This is a genomic window from Sphingorhabdus sp. YGSMI21, from assembly GCF_002776575.1.
GTDB lineage: Bacteria > Pseudomonadota > Alphaproteobacteria > Sphingomonadales > Sphingomonadaceae > Parasphingorhabdus.
In genome coordinates this window covers 3,207,474-3,226,685 of record NZ_CP022548.1, presented here as the reverse complement: position 1 = coordinate 3,226,685, position 19,212 = coordinate 3,207,474, and the positions used below count along the sequence as shown (strand labels likewise).

The 19,212-nt window shown below is 58.5% G+C and carries 16 protein-coding genes; 8 read left to right on the top strand and 8 right to left on the bottom strand.

Annotated elements, in window-relative coordinates:
- Positions 1-2 precede the first annotated feature (2 nt).
- Genes ilvD through CHN51_RS15425 form a run of 4 tightly spaced genes read left to right on the top strand, consistent with a single transcriptional unit; the run spans position 3 to position 4,759 of the window.
- The gene (ilvD, locus tag CHN51_RS15440; protein WP_100094819.1) at positions 3-1,724 is read left to right on the top strand and encodes a dihydroxy-acid dehydratase; all 1,722 of its coding nucleotides are present in this window, start codon (positions 3-5) and stop codon (positions 1,722-1,724) included.
- The gene (locus CHN51_RS15435; RefSeq protein WP_240616764.1) at positions 1,705-2,142 is read left to right on the top strand and encodes a hypothetical protein; all 438 of its coding nucleotides are present in this window, start codon (positions 1,705-1,707) and stop codon (positions 2,140-2,142) included. Before ilvD ends, CHN51_RS15435 begins: the two co-directional genes overlap by 20 nt.
- Positions 2,143-2,171: 29 nt before the next feature.
- On the top strand, positions 2,172-3,554 hold the full coding sequence (locus CHN51_RS15430) for an NAD(P)H-hydrate dehydratase (protein WP_240616763.1): 1,383 nt from the start codon (positions 2,172-2,174) through the stop codon (positions 3,552-3,554).
- Complete coding sequence (locus tag CHN51_RS15425; protein WP_100095686.1) at positions 3,551-4,759, top strand: class I SAM-dependent RNA methyltransferase; 1,209 nt, start codon at positions 3,551-3,553, stop codon at positions 4,757-4,759. The genes CHN51_RS15430 and CHN51_RS15425 overlap by 4 nt, the downstream gene beginning before the upstream one ends.
- A 42-nt stretch (positions 4,760-4,801) precedes the next feature.
- Here CHN51_RS15425 and CHN51_RS15420 read toward each other — a convergent pair whose 3' ends face one another.
- The 5 genes from CHN51_RS15420 to CHN51_RS15400 form a co-directional block, all read right to left on the bottom strand.
- On the bottom strand, positions 4,802-5,233 hold the full coding sequence (locus CHN51_RS15420; RefSeq protein WP_100094817.1) for an MAPEG family protein: 432 nt from the start codon (positions 5,231-5,233) through the stop codon (positions 4,802-4,804).
- 28 nt (positions 5,234-5,261) lie between these two features.
- Positions 5,262-5,693: an MAPEG family protein gene (locus tag CHN51_RS15415; protein ID WP_100094816.1), complete on the bottom strand. Its 432-nt coding sequence runs from the start codon at positions 5,691-5,693 to the stop codon at positions 5,262-5,264.
- Between the two features lie 74 nt (positions 5,694-5,767).
- Positions 5,768-6,967 carry a type III PLP-dependent enzyme gene (locus CHN51_RS15410; protein WP_100094815.1) on the bottom strand — a complete coding sequence of 400 codons (1,200 nt, stop codon included), beginning with the start codon at positions 6,965-6,967 and terminating at the stop codon, positions 5,768-5,770.
- Between the two features lie 146 nt (positions 6,968-7,113).
- Entirely contained in the window at positions 7,114-8,283 is a 1,170-nt protein-coding gene (locus CHN51_RS15405; RefSeq protein ID WP_100094814.1) for a carboxynorspermidine decarboxylase, read from the bottom strand.
- A 1-nt stretch (position 8,284) separates the two neighbouring features.
- The gene (locus tag CHN51_RS15400) at positions 8,285-9,502 is read right to left on the bottom strand and encodes a saccharopine dehydrogenase family protein (RefSeq protein ID WP_100094813.1); all 1,218 of its coding nucleotides are present in this window, start codon (positions 9,500-9,502) and stop codon (positions 8,285-8,287) included.
- Between the two features lie 53 nt (positions 9,503-9,555).
- Here CHN51_RS15400 and CHN51_RS15395 point away from each other — a divergent pair, with 53 nt between their 5' ends.
- The gene (locus tag CHN51_RS15395; protein ID WP_240616762.1) at positions 9,556-10,539 is read left to right on the top strand and encodes a threonine/serine dehydratase; all 984 of its coding nucleotides are present in this window, start codon (positions 9,556-9,558) and stop codon (positions 10,537-10,539) included.
- 324 nt (positions 10,540-10,863) lie between these two features.
- Here CHN51_RS15395 and hemA read toward each other — a convergent pair whose 3' ends face one another.
- Together hemA and murI are read right to left on the bottom strand one after the other, a co-directional pair.
- Entirely contained in the window at positions 10,864-12,084 is a 1,221-nt protein-coding gene (hemA, locus tag CHN51_RS15390) for a 5-aminolevulinate synthase (protein WP_100094812.1), read from the bottom strand.
- Between the two features lie 117 nt (positions 12,085-12,201).
- Positions 12,202-13,014, bottom strand: coding sequence for a glutamate racemase (gene murI / locus CHN51_RS15385; protein WP_100094811.1), 813 nt, complete (start codon positions 13,012-13,014; stop codon positions 12,202-12,204).
- A 153-nt stretch (positions 13,015-13,167) separates the two neighbouring features.
- Here murI and plsY point away from each other — a divergent pair, with 153 nt between their 5' ends.
- From plsY to topA, 3 genes are all read left to right on the top strand, one after another.
- Positions 13,168-13,761, top strand: coding sequence for a glycerol-3-phosphate 1-O-acyltransferase PlsY (plsY, locus tag CHN51_RS15380; protein ID WP_100095683.1), 594 nt, complete (start codon positions 13,168-13,170; stop codon positions 13,759-13,761).
- Between the two features lie 5 nt (positions 13,762-13,766).
- On the top strand, positions 13,767-14,885 hold the full coding sequence (dprA, locus tag CHN51_RS15375) for a DNA-processing protein DprA (RefSeq protein WP_100094810.1): 1,119 nt from the start codon (positions 13,767-13,769) through the stop codon (positions 14,883-14,885).
- 123 nt (positions 14,886-15,008) lie between these two features.
- The gene (gene topA / locus CHN51_RS15370; RefSeq protein ID WP_100094809.1) at positions 15,009-17,603 is read left to right on the top strand and encodes a type I DNA topoisomerase; all 2,595 of its coding nucleotides are present in this window, start codon (positions 15,009-15,011) and stop codon (positions 17,601-17,603) included.
- 150 nt (positions 17,604-17,753) lie between these two features.
- Here topA and CHN51_RS15365 read toward each other — a convergent pair whose 3' ends face one another.
- On the bottom strand, positions 17,754-19,190 hold the full coding sequence (locus CHN51_RS15365) for a diguanylate cyclase (RefSeq protein WP_100094808.1): 1,437 nt from the start codon (positions 19,188-19,190) through the stop codon (positions 17,754-17,756).
- Positions 19,191-19,212: the final 22 nt, after the last annotated feature.

The following is a 19,212-nucleotide window of genomic DNA, read 5'->3' as shown; positions in this document are numbered from 1 at the left end:
GAATGACCAACAGATTCGATAAATCCCGTTTGCCCAGCCGTCACGTCAGCGTCGGTCCCGAACGCGCCCCCCAGCGCAGCTATTATTATGCCATGGGAATGACCGAGGAAGATATCGCAAAACCTTTTGTCGGCATCGCTTCCGCGGGGAACGACAGCGCGCCCTGCAACACATTACTCGACGGTCAGGCCGATATCGCGCGTGAAGGCGTGATCGAGGCCGGCGGTACGCCGCGCCGGTTCAATACGATCACTGTCACCGACGGCATTGCCATGGGCCATCAGGGCATGAAAGCCTCGCTCGTTTCTCGCGAGGTCATCGCCGACAGCGTCGAACTGAGCGTTCGTGGCCACTGCTATGACGCGGTTATCGGCTATGCCGGCTGTGACAAGAGCCTGCCCGGTATGATGATGGCGATGCTGCGGCTCAATGTGCCGTCGATTTTCGTCTATGGCGGCTCGATCCTGCCCGGACGCTTCCACGACCATGATGTAACGGTCGTCGACGTGTTCGAAGCGGTCGGTCAGCACAGCGCCGGCAATTGCCCGCTGCAGGAGCTGATCGAACTGGAGAAGGTCGCCTGTCCCGGCCATGGCGCTTGCGGTGGCCAGTTTACCGCCAACACCATGGCCTGCGTCGCCGAAGCGATCGGGCTGTCGCTGCCGAACAGCAATATGGCGCCGGCCCCCTATGAAACTCGCGACGACATGGCGCGCGCCGCCGGCCGCCAGATCATGAACCTGATCGAGCGCAACCTGCGCCCGCGCGATATCTGTACCCGGGATGCGTTTGTCAACGCGGCCCGCGTGGTCGCCGCAACGGGTGGCTCGACCAATGCGGCTCTTCATCTGCCGGCCATGGCCAGCGAGGCGGGTATAGATTTCGACCTGTTCGACGTCGCGGAAATCTTCAAGACCACCCCCTATCTGGCGGACCTCAAGCCGGGCGGCAAATATGTCGCCAAGGACATGCACGATGCCGGCGGTGTCTATATGCTGATGAAGACGATGATGGACAATGGTCTGATCAAGGGCGACTGCATCACCGTTACCGGCCAGACGCTTGGCGAGAATATCGAGGAAATCGTCTGGAATCCGGACCAGAAAGTAATCTTCGACGTACAAAATGCGATCACCCCGACCGGCGGCGTCGTCGGTCTGCGCGGTTCGCTGGCGCCAGAAGGCGCGATCGTCAAGGTCGCCGGCATGGCACGCCTGCAGTTCCGCGGTCCGGCCCAGGTCTTCGAGTGCGAGGAAGATGCTTTCCAGGCCGTCGAAGACCGGCAGATCAAGGAAGGCGCTGTTGTCGTCATCCGCAACGAGGGACCCAAAGGCGGGCCCGGCATGCGCGAAATGCTGGCCACCACCGCTGCGCTCTACGGGCAGGGCATGGGCGAGAAAGTCGCGCTGATCACCGATGGCCGCTTCTCGGGCGCCACTCGCGGTTTCTGCATTGGCCATGTCGGACCGGAGGCGGCCGATGGCGGACCTATCGGCCTGATCGAGGATGGCGACATGATCAATATTGACGCCGAGAAGGGCATCATCGACCTGGAAGTCGACGAGGCAATATTGGAAGAGCGCCGCAAAAAATTTACACGACGCGAAACCGATTATGGTTCAGGAGCATTGTGGCGCTATGCGCAGAATGTGGGGCCGGCCTATCAGGGTGCGGTGACCCATCCGGGAGCCAAGGCTGAAAAACATGTCTATGCGGATATCTAATATTGTCGCTGTAACCCTCTTGCTGACAGCCTGCGAGAACAGGCCGGACAATGAAGTGCTCGCCCAAGCGGAAAAACGGGCGGCAGACCGGGCGGTTGACGACGGAAAGATCGAATGCGCGATCAATGGCGAAAGCGATTTTTCCCGGGACTGCTTCACCGAAAGACTGAGCGGCGAGGGCAGGGTGACGATGATCATCCGCCATCCCGATGGCGGCTTTCGCCGGTTCAACGTCCTGACCGACGGCCACGGCCTGGAAGCCGCCGACGGGTTTGACAAGGCTCGTGTCTCGATCGTCGAGGATGGCAAGATCATGGTCAGTGTCGGTCCCGACAAATATCTGCTGCCGGCACAGATTAGACCCGCTGCCGGCGCAACGGCCGACGCTCAAGAAGAACCGGTCCAGTCCGGAAACTAGAGGCGCGCTTGATCAATCAGGGGAATATATTGACCGCCGCTGAAATGAAGCGGGCGGAACAGGCGCTGATCGACTCCGGAATCTCGGTCGAGGAACTGATGCGCCGCGCCGGCCAGGGGGCCGCGCAGATGATCTGGCGGGTTGCCGCCGACATGCAGACTGTGGTGCTCTGCGGCCCGGGCAATAATGGCGGCGACGGCTATGTCATCGCCCAGTGGCTGCTCGAAAAAGGCGTCGATGTCCGCGTTGCCGCCCCGCTTGAACCGGAGACCGAAGCGGCGCGGCATGCCAGGTCGTTGTGGCAGGGCAAGACCGTAAGTCTGCACGATGCGCAGCCGGCCGCACAATTTGTCGACTGTCTCTTCGGTACCGGACTGACCCGCGCCGTCGGTGAAGAGTGGTTCGCCGATTTTACGCGGCTGTTCGCCGGGGCGAAACGGCGGGTCGCGATCGATCTGCCCAGCGGGGTCGAATCCGATCACGGGACCCTGCTCAACGATGTGCCGGCATTTGATACGACCATTGCGCTCGGGGCTTGCAAGCCCTCGCTTTATCTCGAACCGGCGCGCTCGAAAATGGGCGATCTGGTCGGCATCGATATCGGCATATCGGCGGACAGCAATCTGGAAATATTGCCGAAACCGCGGATATCCGGACCGACATCGCTGGATCATAAATATAGCCGCGGTCTGGTTGCCGTGGTCGCCGGCGCGATGCCCGGCGCCGCGCAACTCACTGCGATGGCGGCCCAGAAAGCGGGTGCGGGCTATGTCAAAATCCTTGCGCCCTCCGGCTTTTCATCGCCCCACCCCAGTATCGTGGTCGAAACCGTGCAGGACATGGCGGACCTGCAGCAAAAGCTTTCCGACAAGCGCATTTCCGCGATCATCGTCGGTCCCGGCCTGGGCCGGGATGGCCGGGCGAAGGAGCTTCTTACAATCGCATTGGCAGCCGCTGCACCGCTGGTGATTGATGCCGACGCGTTGACCGTTGCCGGACCGCAATTCACCGATCTTGTGAAAGGGCGTTCTGCCGAGACGATCGCGACTCCCCATGGCGGAGAATTCGCCTCCCTTACGGGACGCGCGCCCGAGCATAAAATCGACGACAGCCGGCAACTCGCGCAGCAGTCCGGATGCAGCATTTTGCTGAAGGGCTCGGATACGGTGATCGCCGGTCCCGACGGCAAGGCATTGATATCAGCCCAGGACTGCCCGTGGCTGTCCACGGCGGGCACTGGTGACATATTGGCCGGGATCATCGCAAGTCGCTTGGCAACGGGCCTGAGTGCTTATAAGGCAGCCTGCGAAGGCCAGTGGCTGCACAGCCGGGCCGGACAACTGGCCGGCGCCGCTTTTACGCCGGAAATGCTTGTCGACCAGATCCCCGCCAGCTTGCAGGAATGTTTATGACCGCGACCGCCGATCCAGACCTGATCATTCGCGTCGCCGCGAAGGGGGACGGCGTGACCGCCGATGGCCGCCATATCGCCTTTTCCGCGCCGCTCGACCGTCTGAATGGTGAAGGCGGTCTGATCAAGGGGCCGCATCATGTCGAGCCGCCTTGCCAGCATTTCCAGTCCTGTGGCGGCTGCAGCCTGCAACATCTCGATGCCGAGAGCTACGCCCGCTTCCTGACCGAACGCGTGGCCTATGCGCTGGAAGGACAGGGGCTGGTGGCCGGAAAACTCCACCCGCCGCAGATTTCGCAACCCAGAACCCGGATTCGCGCCAGCCTGCGCGCGGCCAAGCTCGGCGACCAGTTCAAGCTGGGGTTCAGCGGTGCGGGCAGCCACCGGATCGTCGACCTCAAGCAATGCGAGATCATGGCACCGGAGCTGTTCGCACTGCTCGCACCGCTCCGGACCTTTCTCAAAAAAGCCTCCCGCCGCAAACATGACATGAATATCGAGATGACCCTTGTCGATCAGGGTATCGATTTGCTGATCGGCAATTATGAGCCGGAAGGTCTCGAACAGCGGGAAGCCCTCTCCGCCTTTGCCCAGGCCAATGGTTTGGCGCGTCTGTCGGTCGATGGCGGCTATGGCCCGGAAACCCAGTGGGAGCCGGAACCGGTGACGGTCACGCTGGGCGGAACCGTGGTCAGTTTTCCGCACAGCAGCTTCCTGCAGCCGACGCGGGAAGGCCAGCAGGCGCTGGTTGCCGCCATGCTGGAAACGGTCGGCGAGGCGCGTCTGGTTGCGGACCTGTTCGCCGGTCTGGGTACGTTCACGCTTGCTCTGGGCCCGGACCAGAAAGTCTACGCCGCCGAAGGCGCGCGGGATGCGATCGGTTCGCTGAAAATGGCGGCCAACCATTCGACTCGCCAGATTTTCTGCGAGCATCGCGATCTGTTCCGCCGGCCGCTAAGCGTCGAGGAACTGAACCGCTTCAATGCTGTCATTCTCGATCCGCCGCGCGCCGGTGCACGCGAACAGATATTGCAACTGGCCCAGTCCGATGTCGCGAAAGTCTGTTATATCAGCTGCAATCCCGCCAGTTTCGCGCGCGATGCGAAACAGCTTTGCGATGCCGGCTACAAGCTCGACCAGGTCTGGCCGGTGGGCCAGTTCCTCTGGTCGACCCATGTCGAGCTTGTCTCCAGCTTCAGCCGCTAGCCAGGCCTGCAAGGGGCAAACCCCTTGCAGGATATCCCTCATCTAGTGAAAGACGGCAAGCGCCGCGTGGATGGCCAGCGCGATAATGCACAGGCTGGACAGCGCGAAGGCCGAAAAGCGGAAGATCACGCGGTTGCTGGTGACCTGGATCAAGCTGTGCACCACGCGTAGACCGACATAGATCCAGGCAATGGTCAGGTTCAGTCCAAAATCCTGTCCGGCGAGGATCAGCACAACGCATATCGCATAGAATAGCGTCGGTTCGGTCAGGAGATGGTTATAATTATGCGCTTTCCACTGCACTTCCGGCGGCAGCAGTTCGTCGAGATCGCCGCCTTTGCCGCCGACCAGATTGGCGGTGTCGATCTTGGCCTTGTTCATCGCCGGAATCCGCGTGACATACATCCACAGCCAGATCAGCATGGTCCATAGAATGAGCGCAACCATCGGTTGCAGCAAGGGGCTGTTGTCCATTAAATTTCCTCCCGAATATTGTTAAAAACTAGAAAAGCGTGGCCCACAGGGCGTTAACCGCCATGATCAGCAGGCAGATGGTCGATAATATGAAGAGCAGAAAGCGGACTTTCACCAGATTGACGGTCGCTTGCCAGATGCTGTGAATGATCCGGATGATCACATAGGCCCAGGCCAGATAGAGATTCATCCCGTGCCCCGCACCGGTAAGAGCCAGAATGACAACCGTCGCGTAAAACAGTGTCGGCTGCTCCATCAAATGGGTGTAATTGTGGGACTTCCAGTTTACCTTGTCCGGGATCACCCCTTCCAGATCGCTGCCCCGGCCGCCCGGCTTGGCATTCGCCAGATCCGCGCCGGATTTCGCCATCGCGGGAAATCTCGTTCCCGCCATCCAGAGCAGCATGATCAAAGACCATAAGACCAGCACGGCCGCCGGTGCCAAAATCGCAATATCCATGATTCTTGTCCTCCCGAAACCGGAAGAAACTGCGTCAACTGTAACCGATTGTCAATTGCAACCCAGTTTGCGGTTCATGCGCTCGGAAAGGACACCACATTGTCGCGATCCGACCGGTCGAGATTTTCACCGACATAGAGGCTGGCCATCGGCTCGTCGGCGACATCATATTCCTCGCTGCTGCCATAGCCGTTGAACTTGGTCCGCATCGCCGAGCCATAGGCGCCGATCATGCCGATCTCGATATAGTCACCGGCCTTGATGCTGTCGGGCAGGACGAAGGGGCCGGCCATGAAATCCATGTCATCGCAGGTCGGGCCGTAAAAGCTGAAGCCCGTCGTCGCGCCATCAACTTCATCGGCACCAACCTGGCGTACCGGAAAGCGCCAGCCGATATGGGCCGCGTCGAACAGGGTGCCATAGGCGCCGTCATTGATGAACAGTTCGTTGCCGCGCCGGCGCTCGACCTTGACCACCAGCGAGCTATATTCGGCCGACAGGGCGCGACCGGGTTCGCACCACAGTTCGGCGGAATAGCTGATCGGCAGATCCTCGAATGTGCGGTCGATCGCGGTGAAATAATGGTTCAGCGAAACCGGCGCCAGATCGGGGTAGATGGACGGAAAACCACCGCCGACATTGACGATATCCACGGTCACCGACGCGCCGACAATCGCGGTACGGACCCGCTCCAGAGCATGGACATAGGCGAGCGGCGTCATCGCCTGGCTGCCGACGTGGAAGCAGATGCCGAGGCAGTCGGCCCGCTGCCGCGCACGCTGCAGCAGTTCGGCCGATTCATCGACATCGATACCGAATTTCGAAGCAAGGCTGATTTCGGCAAATTCCGAAGCCACGCGAATCCGGACGCAGAGCGTCAGGTCTTCGGCATTGCCGGTGCCCAGTTCGATCTTCTCCAGCTCCTCGATGCTGTCGAGCGAGAAAATCCGCACGCCATGCTCGTGATAGGCTTCGCGCACAGACGCGAGCTGTTTGACCGGGTTCATGTAGCAGAGCGTCGCTTCTGGCAGCGCCGCGCGGACGGTCCGCACTTCGTCGATCGAGGCGACGTCGAAATGGGTGACGCCTTCTTCCCACAGCAGCTGCAGCAATGTCGGCGACGGATTCGCCTTCACCGCATAGAGCGACTTGCCGGGAAATTGCTCGACGAAATAGCGCGCAGCACGACGGGCAGCGTGTGGCCGGTTTAGCAAAACTGGAATATCGGGGCTGAGAGCCCTCGTTAGCTCCTCAGCATCATGGTAATAGTGCAACTCAAGGGACCCCCTATCGGCTAAGATCGATTGAGCTGCCTTGCGGATTCGCAAGCGGCCATGGGGCAGCGAAGCGCGGCTATATGGCCGCTGGATTAATCTGTAAAGACCTGCATTTACAGAAATTGCCACAACAGGTCAATTTTCTAGCTCAAACGGTCACGAAATGTCGACCAGTCGAAGCTTTTGACACATTTCAGCTCGTCATTTTCACTGTTCCACAGCCAGATTGAGGGCAGGGGAACACCGTTGAACGTGTTGGTTTTGACCATCGAATAATGCGCCTGATCAAGAAAGGCGATCCGCTGCCCGACATGCGGCTCAACGGGCAGGATATAATCACCGATGATGTCGCCTGCAAGACAGCTGGGGCCGCCGAGACGAACGGCCGTGCCGTCGCTCCGCTCTCCCAGCATCGCCGGGCGATAGGGCGCCTCGATCACGTCCGGCATATGGCAGGTCGCCGAGATATCGGTGATCGCGACTGGCATGCCATTGTCGAAGACATCCAGTATCTCGCCGACCAATATCCCTGCATCCAGCGCCACGGCCTCACCGGGTTCGAGATAGATGTCGCAGCCCGACCGCGCTTTCAGATCTTTCAGGAAACCCACCAGCGCCTCGCGATCATAATCATCGCGCGTGATATGGTGCCCGCCACCCAGATTGATCCATTTGAGCGAGCCGAAATGCGGCGCGATGAATGGTTCCACCTTCTCCCATGTCCGTTGCAGCGCGTCGAAGCCCTGTTCGCACAGGTTATGAAAGTGGATGCCGCTCAAATGCTGGAAATGCTCTGGTGCCAGCTGGCTGATCGGGAAGCCGAGGCGGCTATGCGGCTGGCTCGGATCATATTTCTCGGTCTCGCCGAGCGGGATTTGCGGATTAATTCTTAAGCCAATTTCAGAACTATCAAGCGTAATCTCTTGATGAGAATCACTTTTCCATCGTTCAATCTGCGACGGATTGTTGAAAGTAATATGTTCCGAAATCTGGCTTAGTTCGGCCAGATCGTCAGCTTTATAAGCAGGAGAATAGGTGCTGATCGGCCCGCGGAAATGTTCCTTCGCAAGCCGCGCTTCCCAGAGTCCCGACGCACAATAGCCATCGAGATATTCATCAATCAGCGGCGCCAGAGACCACATGGAAAAGGCCTTCAGCGCCAGCAGGACCTTGGCACCGGATCGTTCCCTGATATCCGCCAATATCGCCAGATTCCGCCGCACAGCAGCCTCATCCACGACAAAGGCGGGCGAGGGCACGCGGCCCAGATCAAAATGCGCAAAAGCGCCGGGATCGCCTGCCTTGGTCTCCATCCTAGAAAGCCAAAGGTGCTTCCAATTCTTCCAATGTCCATGGCAGGCCATGCTCGTTCAGCATCGCCATGAACGGATCCGGATCGAATTCTTCCATGTTGAAAACGCCATCGCCCTTCCACTGGCCGGACAGCATCATCGCCGCGCCGATCATCGCCGGAACGCCGGTGGTATAGCTGACACCCTGGTTGCCGGTTTCCTCGAAAGCCGCTTCATGGCTGCAGATATTCTTCACGTAGAGCGTCTTCTCGACACCGTCCTTCACGCCGGTTGCGATGACGCCGATATTGGTATTGCCCTTGGTCGTCTCGCCGAGGCTGGCCGGTTCCGGCAGCACAGCTTTCAGGAACTGGAGCGGGATGATCTCGCGGCCTTCGTACATCACCGGATCAATCCGTGTCATGCCGACATTTTGCAGCACTTCGAGATGGGTCAGATAAGCGTCGCCAAAGGTCATCCAGAAGCGAATCCGCTGGATTTCCGGGAGATGCGTCTTCAGCGACTCGATTTCCTCGTGATACATCAGATACATATTCTTCGGACCGACGGCCTCGAAATCAAATTCCTGTTTCTGGGTCAGAGCCGGTCCTTCGACCCACTGGCCATTCTCCCAATGCCGCGAGTTGGCGGTGACTTCGCGGATATTGATCTCGGGATTGAAATTGGTGGCAAAATGCTGGCCGTGATCGCCGCCGTTGCAGTCGAGAATGTCGAGCGTGTCGATCCGGTCAAAATGATGTTTCTTCAGCCAGCAGGTGAACACGCTGGTCACGCCCGGGTCAAAGCCGGAGCCGAGCAGCGCCATGATGCCGGCATCCTTGAACCGGTCCTGATAATCCCACTGCCATTTATATTCGAACTTGGCTTCGTCGCGCGGTTCATAATTGGCGGTATCGAGATAGTCGGTCTTGGTCGCGAGGCACGCATCCATGATCGGCAGATCCTGATAGGGCAGCGCCAGATTGACCACCAGATCGGGCTTTTCCCGCTCGATCAGCGCGGTCAGTGCCGGAACATCATCAGCGTCGATCTGGGACGTGGATATCGCCACACCGGTCCGCTCTTTGACCGACTCGGCAATCGCTTCGCATTTTGACAAGGTGCGACTGGCCAAGATGATCTCGGTGAAGGGGCCGTTGCCCGCTGCAATAAGCTGCGCCATTTTATGCACCGCTACCGAACTGACGCCGCCGGCGCCGATCACCAAAATTTTACCCATGATTTTCACTCTAAATGCTGGAGAAATGAGAAACCCGCATATAGGGAGAGACTATGACAGAGCAAGACCTGATGGACCCGCAACGGCAACCCACTCTGGCAGGGGTGGAGCGAGCCGCACAGAAAATCGGCGCGATATTGCCCGCTACGCCGCTGTTGCCACTGGAAATTGACGGCACGACAATCTGGTGCAAAGCGGAATGCTTGCAACCGATCGGTGCGTTCAAGATCCGCGGTGGCTGGCACCGATTGACCGACCTTGACGACGATCAGAAGAAGCGCGGAGTTATCGGATTCTCCAGTGGCAATCACGCGCAGGGCGTGGCTTGGGCTGCCCGGGAACTGAATATATCGGCAACGATCATCATGCCCGAGGATGCGCCCAAAGCAAAACTGGAGAACACCAGGGCAATGGGGTCCAAGGTCATAACCTATGACCGGATGAGCGGTGACCGGGTGCAACTGGCGGCTGATCTGGCGCAGGAAACCGGCGCCATCGTGGTGCCCAGCTTTGATGATCCGTGGATCGTCGAAGGGCAGGGCAGTTGCGGTATCGAGATACGCGAGCAAATGCTGGCGCGCACCGGATATCAGCCGGATCAGTTGGTCATCTGTTGCGGCGGTGGCGGTCTTGCCAGCGGGACGGCTCTGGCCAACCCTGATGCGAAAATCGCGGTCGTCGAACCGGAAGGCTGGGACGACATGAAACGTTCGCTGGAAGGCGGAGCAATCGTGCCGGTCGGAGATAACCCGCCCGCGACCGATTGCGACGCGCTGCAGACGCTCAGCGTCGCTCCAATCACGTTCAACATTCTGAGCAATCGCGGCGCGACAGGGATCGCAGTCTCCGCCGCCGAGGTACATCACGCGATGCGGGTCGCATTCGAGAAATTGCGCCTGGTCGTGGAACCGGGCGGTGCGGTTGCGCTGGCTGCCATTCTTGCCGGCAAGGTCGGGCTGACCGACCGGACCGCCATCACCCTGTCCGGCGGCAATGTCGACCGTCAGCGGTTCGCGGACATCATCGCGGATGGCTAGGGCCTGATAAGCCTTTCCTACATTGGTCCTGATGGCCTATCTTCTGGCGGCTTTGATTCAGTCTCTTTGACAATTTGGATAGATTATAGCGCCGCACCCAAAACCATCCGGATTTTGATGCCAATCTGGAAGGTCACACTCGGCAACAAGCGGCGGAGCTAGAATGGCCGGAGTTCTGCGGATTGCAGCCAAAGGTCACAGAAAAGAATAGCACGCGCATGTGTAAAGTTCTGGCGGATTTTTATCGCGCGGCGAAAACATTGAAGATCAGTCGGGAGAGTGTCCCGACGATTTCACTGGAATGCGGGAAAGTTGATCCAGAAACTAGGCGGCGATCGCCCGTTCCAGGTCCATCCGGCTCCAGATTTCGACGAGCGCGCGGGTCAGGTCAACCATCATCGCCTCGCTATGCGCCGGTCCGGGGGTAAAGCGCAGGCGTTCGGTGCCGCGCGGTACGGTCGGATAATTGATCGGTTGCACATAGACGCCATATTCGGCGAGCAATATGTCGCTGATTTTCTTGGCCTTGACCGGATCGCCCACTTGCAGCGGAACGATATGGGTCGAGGAATCCATCACGGGCAGACCAGCATCGGCAAACAGGTCCTTGAGCGTCTGCGCGGCGGCCTGCTGGCCATCGCGTTCTGCGCTCGACTGTTTCAAATGACGGATACTGGCCAGCGCGCCCGCTACAAGCACAGGCGACAGGCTGGTGGTGAAGATGAAGCCGGGTGCATAGGACCGGATCACATCGACGATCTTCTGGTCTGCAGCGATATAGCCGCCCATCACGCCGATGGCCTTGGCCAGCGTTCCCTCGATGATGGTGATCCGCCCGGCGGCCTTGTCACGTTCGGAAATTCCGCCGCCGCGCTTGCCGTACATGCCGACCGCATGGACTTCGTCGCAATAGGTGAGCGCGTTATATTTGTCGGCCAGATCGCAAATGGCGTGCAGGGGTGCGACATCGCCGTCCATCGAATAGATGCTTTCAAAGGCGATCAGCTTTGGTGCTTCGGGATCTTCGGCGGCCAGCAATTCCTCGAGATGGTCGAGGTCATTGTGCCGGAACACCCGCTTTTCGCAGCCGCTATTCTTGATCCCGGCGATCATCGACGCGTGATTCAGCTCGTCGGAAAAGATGATGCAGCCCGGCAGAACCTTGGTCAGCGTGGACAGCGTTGCTTCGTTCGATACATAGCCCGAGGTGAAGAGCAGCGCGGAGGATTTGCCATGCCAGTCGGCCAGTTCGCGCTCCAGCTGGATATGATAATGGGTATTGCCGCCGATATTGCGGGTTCCGCCCGAACCGGCTCCGACATCGTGCAGCGCTTCTTCCATGGCTGCGATCACATCGGGATGCTGGCCCATGGCGAGATAATCGTTGGAGCACCAGACGGTGACCGGTTGCGGGCCGTTGTGATGCGCGAAACAGCGGGCATTGGGGAAGGATCCCTTGTTGCGCAGGATGTCAATGAATACCCGGTAGCGGCCCTCGGCATGCAGCCGGTCAATCGCTTGCGAAAAGATTTTATCGTAATCCACTATGCACCAAATCCTGCGTCAAATCTGTGTTTGCTGTTTTCTTGAAATGGCCTTTAGCGGCCTTTTCTCACAATTTCCAGCGAGAACCACTCGCAATAAGGGTTGTTCGCCATAGGCTTAGAGCTTTTCGAAACGTCTTATGCCATATTCCGCGAAGGCAGGGCGATAGGCTTCGATTTCGGCCATCTCGCCCGTGGTCACAAATATGCCGTCCGTTCTTTCGTCCGGCCATATGGTGTTTATTGTCAGATAGGCAATGCGGCGCGCGATGCCCTGGGCGCCATCGATAAACTGGACAGGCCGTCCTGCCGCGCTCGCCAGCTCCTCGCGCAACAGGGGGAAATGCGTACAGGCGAGGATCACCGTATCCAGCTCTGTGCCTCCCGCCTGACCGATCAAGCCCGACATGGCTTCTTCTATCGACCGGACATCCGGCTGCTCGCCGCGCAGCTTGGCCTCGGCGGCATAGACCAGTTCGGGAGCCGCGTGGCGAAGCAATAGCTTGTCGGCGGCAAAATCGGCGGCAAGGCGGTCGACATAGGGTTGCCGGATGGTTGCTCTGGTCCCGAGAAGGCCAATGACGCCGGTTCTGGTCATTTCGCTCGCCGGCTTGATTGCGGGCACCGTCCCGACCACCGGAATATCGAGGGCGGACCGGACATGATCGAGCGCGATAGTCGAAGCTGTGTTGCAGGCGATGGTTACCAGTTGCGGCTTGTAACGTTCGACCAGACGGCCGAGCAGCGCTGGTACCCGGGCCGCCAGTTCGGCTTCGGATTTCATGCCATAGGGCAGGCCCGCATAATCCGCCGCATAGACAATCGGCGCATTGGGCAGCAGCTTCACTGTTTCGCCCAGAACGGACAGCCCTCCGACGCCGGTGTCAAAAAATAACAGGGGAGGGCATTTGCCAGGCTGCGCTTCGTTCATATTGTGCCCATAGCCAGAATAGCATGGCGACGGCAACCGCTTCGGTTCGTCTGACAGGCGGTTGGCCTTGGCCGTTTTTTTGGGCGAGATACTTGCTCATCATCTGCTGTGAATATAGCGCCGTTCGAAATAGGGGTATTTTCGGTGCAGTATATGTGGATAGAACCAATATTGGCGTTATTGCTCGGCTATTTGCTGGGCTCGGTCCCGTTTGGCCTTGTGTTAACGCATCTCTCCGGTGGCGGTGATCTCCGTCAGACCGGTTCCGGCAACATCGGTGCCACCAATGTTTTGCGCACCGGCAACAAGGGGCTGGCCGCGCTTACCCTGTTGCTCGATATCGGCAAGGGATATGCGGCTGTCTTCATCGCGCTACAGGTTTCCGATGGATTGACGGTTCTGGCCGGGCTGGGCGCCTTTCTGGGCCATCTTTATCCGATATGGCTCAAATTTAACGGCGGCAAAGGCGTAGCGACGCTGCTCGGTGTCGTGACGGCGCTGATTCCCATGGCGGGGTTGATATTTGCGGTCACATGGCTTGGTTCGCTGGCGATTTGGCGTTACTCTTCCGTTAGCGGAATGATCGCCGCGATATCGGTGCCGGTGTCGGCCTTCTTTCTGGGTGAATATGCAATAATGCCCATGTTCATTGGTTTGGCCTTGCTGGTTTTGTGGAAGCATCGATCCAATATCGAGCGCTTGATCGCAGGCGAAGAACCGAAAGTCGGAGCGTCAAAAAAGGCTTGAAGTGAATGGGAGAAAGCCAGGAAGCGTTTGACCGACTCCGGCTTATCCGATCCGAAAATATCGGACCAGTTACCTATCAGCAACTGATCAGGCGTTTCGGAACCGCAGCGCGCGCGCTGGAGGCGATCCCCGATCTGGCCGCTCGTGGCGGCGGTCGGTCACCCCGAATAGCTGACGCCAGACGAATTGACGCGGAACTGCAGTCGATTCGCAATCTGGGGGCAGAATGTCTGTTTCTCGGTGATGCAGCTTACCCGGTGTTGCTGGCAGAGCTTGGCAACCCGCCGCCGGTCCTGCTGTGGCAAGGCCGGCTCGGGCTTTTGCAAAAGCCCATGGTCGCGATGGTTGGGGCCAGAAATGCTTCGGCTGCTGCTTGTCGGTTCGCTCGCGACTTGGCCAACAGCGTTGCCGAGGCAGGGATTTCCATCGTGTCGGGGCTGGCAAAGGGCATTGATACCGCTGCCCATCAAGGCTCGCTGGGTAAGGCCACGATCGCTGTCATCGCGGGTGGGCTGGATGTCTTCTATCCACCGGAAAACGAGGGCCTGCAGCGGACGATAGCAGAATGCGGTCTGTTGCTCGCAGAACAGCCGCCGGGGACCGAACCCCGCGCCCGTCATTTCCCCTATCGCAACCGGATCATCGCCGGTCTGGCGAGAGGGACTGTGGTCATCGAAGCGGCCCCACGCTCCGGGTCATTGATCACGGCAAGGCTGGCGGCAGAAGCCGGTCGACAGGTCATGGCCGTGCCCGGCTCGCCGCTGGATCCGAGATCGAGAGGCTGTAACATGCTGATCCGCGAGGGCGCGACCCTGATCCAGTCGGTTGACGATATACTGGAATTGATTCGCCATTTCGATGATCGGGCAGAAGCCGCGAATCACGGGAATGAACTGCGCGCCAACCGGGAAGATGCCATCCTGTACGAAGCGGCTGTGACGGACCTGAATGGCTCGGAGCGGACGCCAGTGCTCGAATTGCTCGGGATGACGCCGGTTGCGGTTGATGAACTGGTCAGGCAGTCGGGACTGGCCGCGCCAACGGTGCAGTTGGCGCTGCTTGAACTGGAACTGGCCGGTCGACTGACGCGTCATGCCGGTGCCCGGGTCAGCCTCACAAACTGATCGCTGGTGGACAGGCTGGTTTTCAATCGCCATTGACAAAATTCTTCAATCAGGGCCTTGACCTAGACCCAATCCCTGCCACAGCCTCGCGCGTATACGTGAGAACAGAGAAAATCGGAACATATGCAGCTAGTTATCGTCGAGTCACCCGCCAAAGCCAAAACCATCGAAAAATATCTGGGATCGGATTTCAAGGTGTTGGCGTCCTACGGCCATATTCGCGACCTTCCACCCAAGGATGGTTCGGTCGATCCGGACGAGGGATTTGCCATGACCTGGCAGAACTATCCCGACAAGGCGAAGCAGCTGAAAGAGATCACCGCCGAGTCGAAGAAAGCGACGCGATTGATCCTCGCGACCGACCCTGACCGCGAAGGTGAGGCGATCAGCTGGCACGTGCAGGAAGTGCTGCGGAACAAGAAAGCGCTTCCCGAAAAAGTCGACCGTGTCACGTTCAATGCAATTACCAAAGCTGCGGTGACAGATGCGATGGCGCATCCCCGCTCGCTGGATGAAGATCTGATCGACGCCTATCGCGCTCGCCGGGCTCTGGACTATCTCGTGGGCTTTACCTTGTCGCCGGTATTGTGGCGCAAGTTGCCTGGCGCGAAATCTGCGGGCCGCGTGCAATCGGTCTCGCTTCGACTAATCGTTGAACGGGAACGGGAGATAGAGGCCTTCAAACCGCAGGAATACTGGTCTGTCAGCGCACAGATGGAGCAGGGCGGTCAGGCGTTTGAAGCCCGGCTGACGATCCACGACGGCAAGAAACTCGGCAAAATGGATCTCGCGACGGAAGAGCAAGCGATGCTTGCGAAGACCGCCGTTGAAAATGGCTTGTTCACGGTCGAATCGATCGAAACCAAGCCGCTTACCCGCAATCCGCCGCCGCCGTTCACCACTTCGACCCTGCAACAGGAAGCAGCGCGCAAGCTCGGCTATTCTGCCAGTCAAACCATGCGGATTGCCCAGCAACTTTATGAAGACGGCGCGATTACCTATATGCGAACCGACGGCGTCCAGATGGACGGTAGCGCCATTTCTGCCGCGCGCAAGGCGATCACCGATCGCTATGACGCCAGCTATGTTCCGGACAGTCCGCGGATTTACAAATCCAAGGCAAAAAATGCGCAGGAAGCGCATGAAGCGATCCGTCCGACCAGCTTTTCCAAGCGGACCGTCGGAAGCGGCGATCATGCGAAGCTTTACGATTTGATTCTCAAGCGTGCGATGGCCAGCCAGATGGCATCGGCCCGGCTCGAACGCACCACCGTTGAAATGCTCGATGGCACCGGTAAAACCGGCCTCAGGGCAAACGGACAGGTCGTAAAATTCCCCGGTTTCCTGGCGCTTTACGAAGAAGGTCGCGATGACGACAAGGATGATGATGACGGCTTGCTGCCAGCCATGTCCAAAGGCGACAGCCCAGCGAAGAAATCCGTCGATGCTTCCCAGCATTTCACCCAGCCACCGCCGCGCTACAGCGAAGCCAGCCTGGTCAAGAAGATGGAAGAACTGGGTATTGGACGGCCATCGACCTATGCATCGATCATCAAGACGCTAAAGGACCGAGCCTATGTCCGGATCGAGAAAAACCGCTTTTTTGCTGAGGAAAGCGGGCGGCTGCTGACTGGCTTTCTCGAACGTTTCTTCGATCGCTATGTAGCCTATGACTATACCGCGGGTCTCGAGGATGAACTCGACGAAGTCAGCGGAGGGCGCGCGCAATGGCAGGCCATTCTGGAAGCTTTCTGGCACGATTTCAAACCAAAGACGGTTGAAGTTATGGAGAAACTTCCTTCGGAAGTTACCGCGGAACTGGACACGTTCCTCAGCGATTATCTGTTTCCCGAAAAGGAAGACGGCACCGACCCGCGACTTTGCCCGCGTTGCAACGAAGGCAAGTTGGCGCTGCGTGGTGGTCGTTTCGGTGCATTTGTCGCCTGTTCCAACTATCCGGAATGCAAGTTCACCCGGCGTTTCGCGCAGGGCGGTGGCGCCAATGCGGATGCGGATGAGGGCCCGCAGGAACTGGGTGTCGATCCCGACAGTGACGAGAAAATCACCAAGAAGGTCGGGCGCTTCGGACCCTATGTCGAAAAAGGGGAGGGAAAGGAAGCCAAGCGTTCTTCCATACCCAAGGATATCCCGGCCGACGAATTTGGCCTCGAATGGGCTGTGAAGCTGCTTTCGTTGCCTCGCGAAGTTGGCAAGCACCCGGAAACCAGCGAACCCGTGATGGCGCAAATCGGTCGCTATGGTCCTTATCTGAGCCATGATGGCAAATCAGCGCGTCTCGAAAGCACCATGGAAGTGTTCGAAATCGGCATGAACGCTGCCGTCGCCAAATTGGCGGATGCTGCCAAAAATGGCGGTGGTCGTGGCCGGGGCAAGATGGAACCGCTCAAGATCATGGGCAAGCATCCGCGCACCGAGTCCGAGATCAAGCTGATGGATGGCCGCTATGGTCCTTATGTCACTGATGGCACAACCAATGCGTCCCTGCCGAAGACGGTCGACAAAGATCAGCTGACACTGGAAGAAGCGGCACAGCTGATCGATGATCGCGCAGCAAAGGGACCGGCGAAAAAGCGGGCCAAGAAAGCTGCTCCGAAGAAAAAGGCGGCGGCGAAGAAGAAGCCTGCTGCCAAGAAAAAACCAGCAGCGAAGAAGAAACCCGCCGCCAAGAAAGCGCCGGCAAAGGCAAAGTCCGAATAAGAAGGGGCCTTGATGGTTTGCCGCGCTTTGCGTCTGCCAGAAGAACGCGAAAGCTTGACAACCCGTTGCAGCCTGCGCGGTTCGGCGGACGGGTGAATTTCCGGTCGGCAAACGTGATGCTCTCATTCCGTGGGCCACGAAAACCGAAAGCTAGGCAGCGATTTCCAGACGATTGCGACCACCATGTTTGGCAGCATATAATGCCTTGTCAGCAAGCAATAACATCTCTTTCAGGTCGTGGAACCCGGAGCTGTCGGCCAGTCCTGCGCTTACCGTGACCCCGATGTCGGGCTCAAGCAACCTTGCGTCCATGATGGCGAGACGAAGTCTTTCGACATGTGCTTCCGCCTCTGCAATCGAGCTGTTGGGCATCAACATCAGGAACTCCTCACCGCCAATCCGGCCAATCAGATGATTTCGGGATTTGGTGCGCTTACAGATCTTGCCGATCATCCGGAGGATATCGTCTCCGACAGCGTGACCGAACTGGTCGTTCACCGACTTGAAATTGTCGACATCGAAAATTGCGATCGAAAAGGTCCTGTTACCCTTTTGGGCGCGGTGCAGAGCTTGCTCACATTGCTCCATGACATGGCGACGGGAGGAAAGGCCGGTCAATTCGTCGCGGGCGAGCAGACGCATTTTCTGCAACTTGGCCTCTTCCGCTTTCCGATGGTCTTTCTCGGCCAGGATGCGCAGTAGCTTTTCGTTTTCAATGATCTTCTCGACCTTGCTCTGCCGATCGGCAAGCAGGGACGCAATCGGCAGTGCAAGCATGAGCTGGCTTGCGATATAGGCTTGAAGGACGAAAATCTTGGTGATCTGGTTTGCATCCAGTCCGGCGATCGGACCAAAGCCGGAAAGTGTGAAAAATTCTGCCACGATCGCAGCCATGAGGGTGGAGGCCATCCCGCCGAACGGACCGAAGCGGAATACGGCGATGAAAACCGGGATTGCCGTCAGGAATAACAGAGGAACCGCTGACTGAACGAGCGCCACCGCCGAAACGGCAAATACCAGAAACATAATGCCGGCAAACTCGAGCCATCTATGCCCGGGCCATATATATTTTTCGGTGCCCGTGATTGTTGCGTGAATGATATTGAAGCAGGGCAAAAATATCAGCAATCCCAGCAAGTCTGACGCGAACCAGGACAGCCACGCATTCCCGAACTCCTCAAGGTTGCCCAGAGACGCGGTGGTTGCCGAAATAGCGGTCACCGCGGTCGCAACTATGCCAAACTCGAACAACTGGGCAGGATTATATAATCCGGTCCTCGGAAATCGGAGGCGCACGAGGGCAAGGAACACCAGCACCGCCTCCAGCACGTTGGAGAACGAATAGAGCAGAGCCGTTTCCATCGGAAAGCCGGAGAAAAGATTGACCGCAAGGCTCGCGAAGAAAACACTGACGCAGTAGACCGGATGCTCTTTCCGTGGAAAGATCATCAACATGAATACCAGGCTGGCATTGGCGGACCAGAGGGCGGCGAAGCCGCCGGTATAATTGGACGCCGCGATGACAATCAGCGAGTTGATGCAGAAGAGGGCAGCCACTAAAGCAGCGCGCACGGTGATATGGCGCATGGCGGCCAATTCTGATATCCAA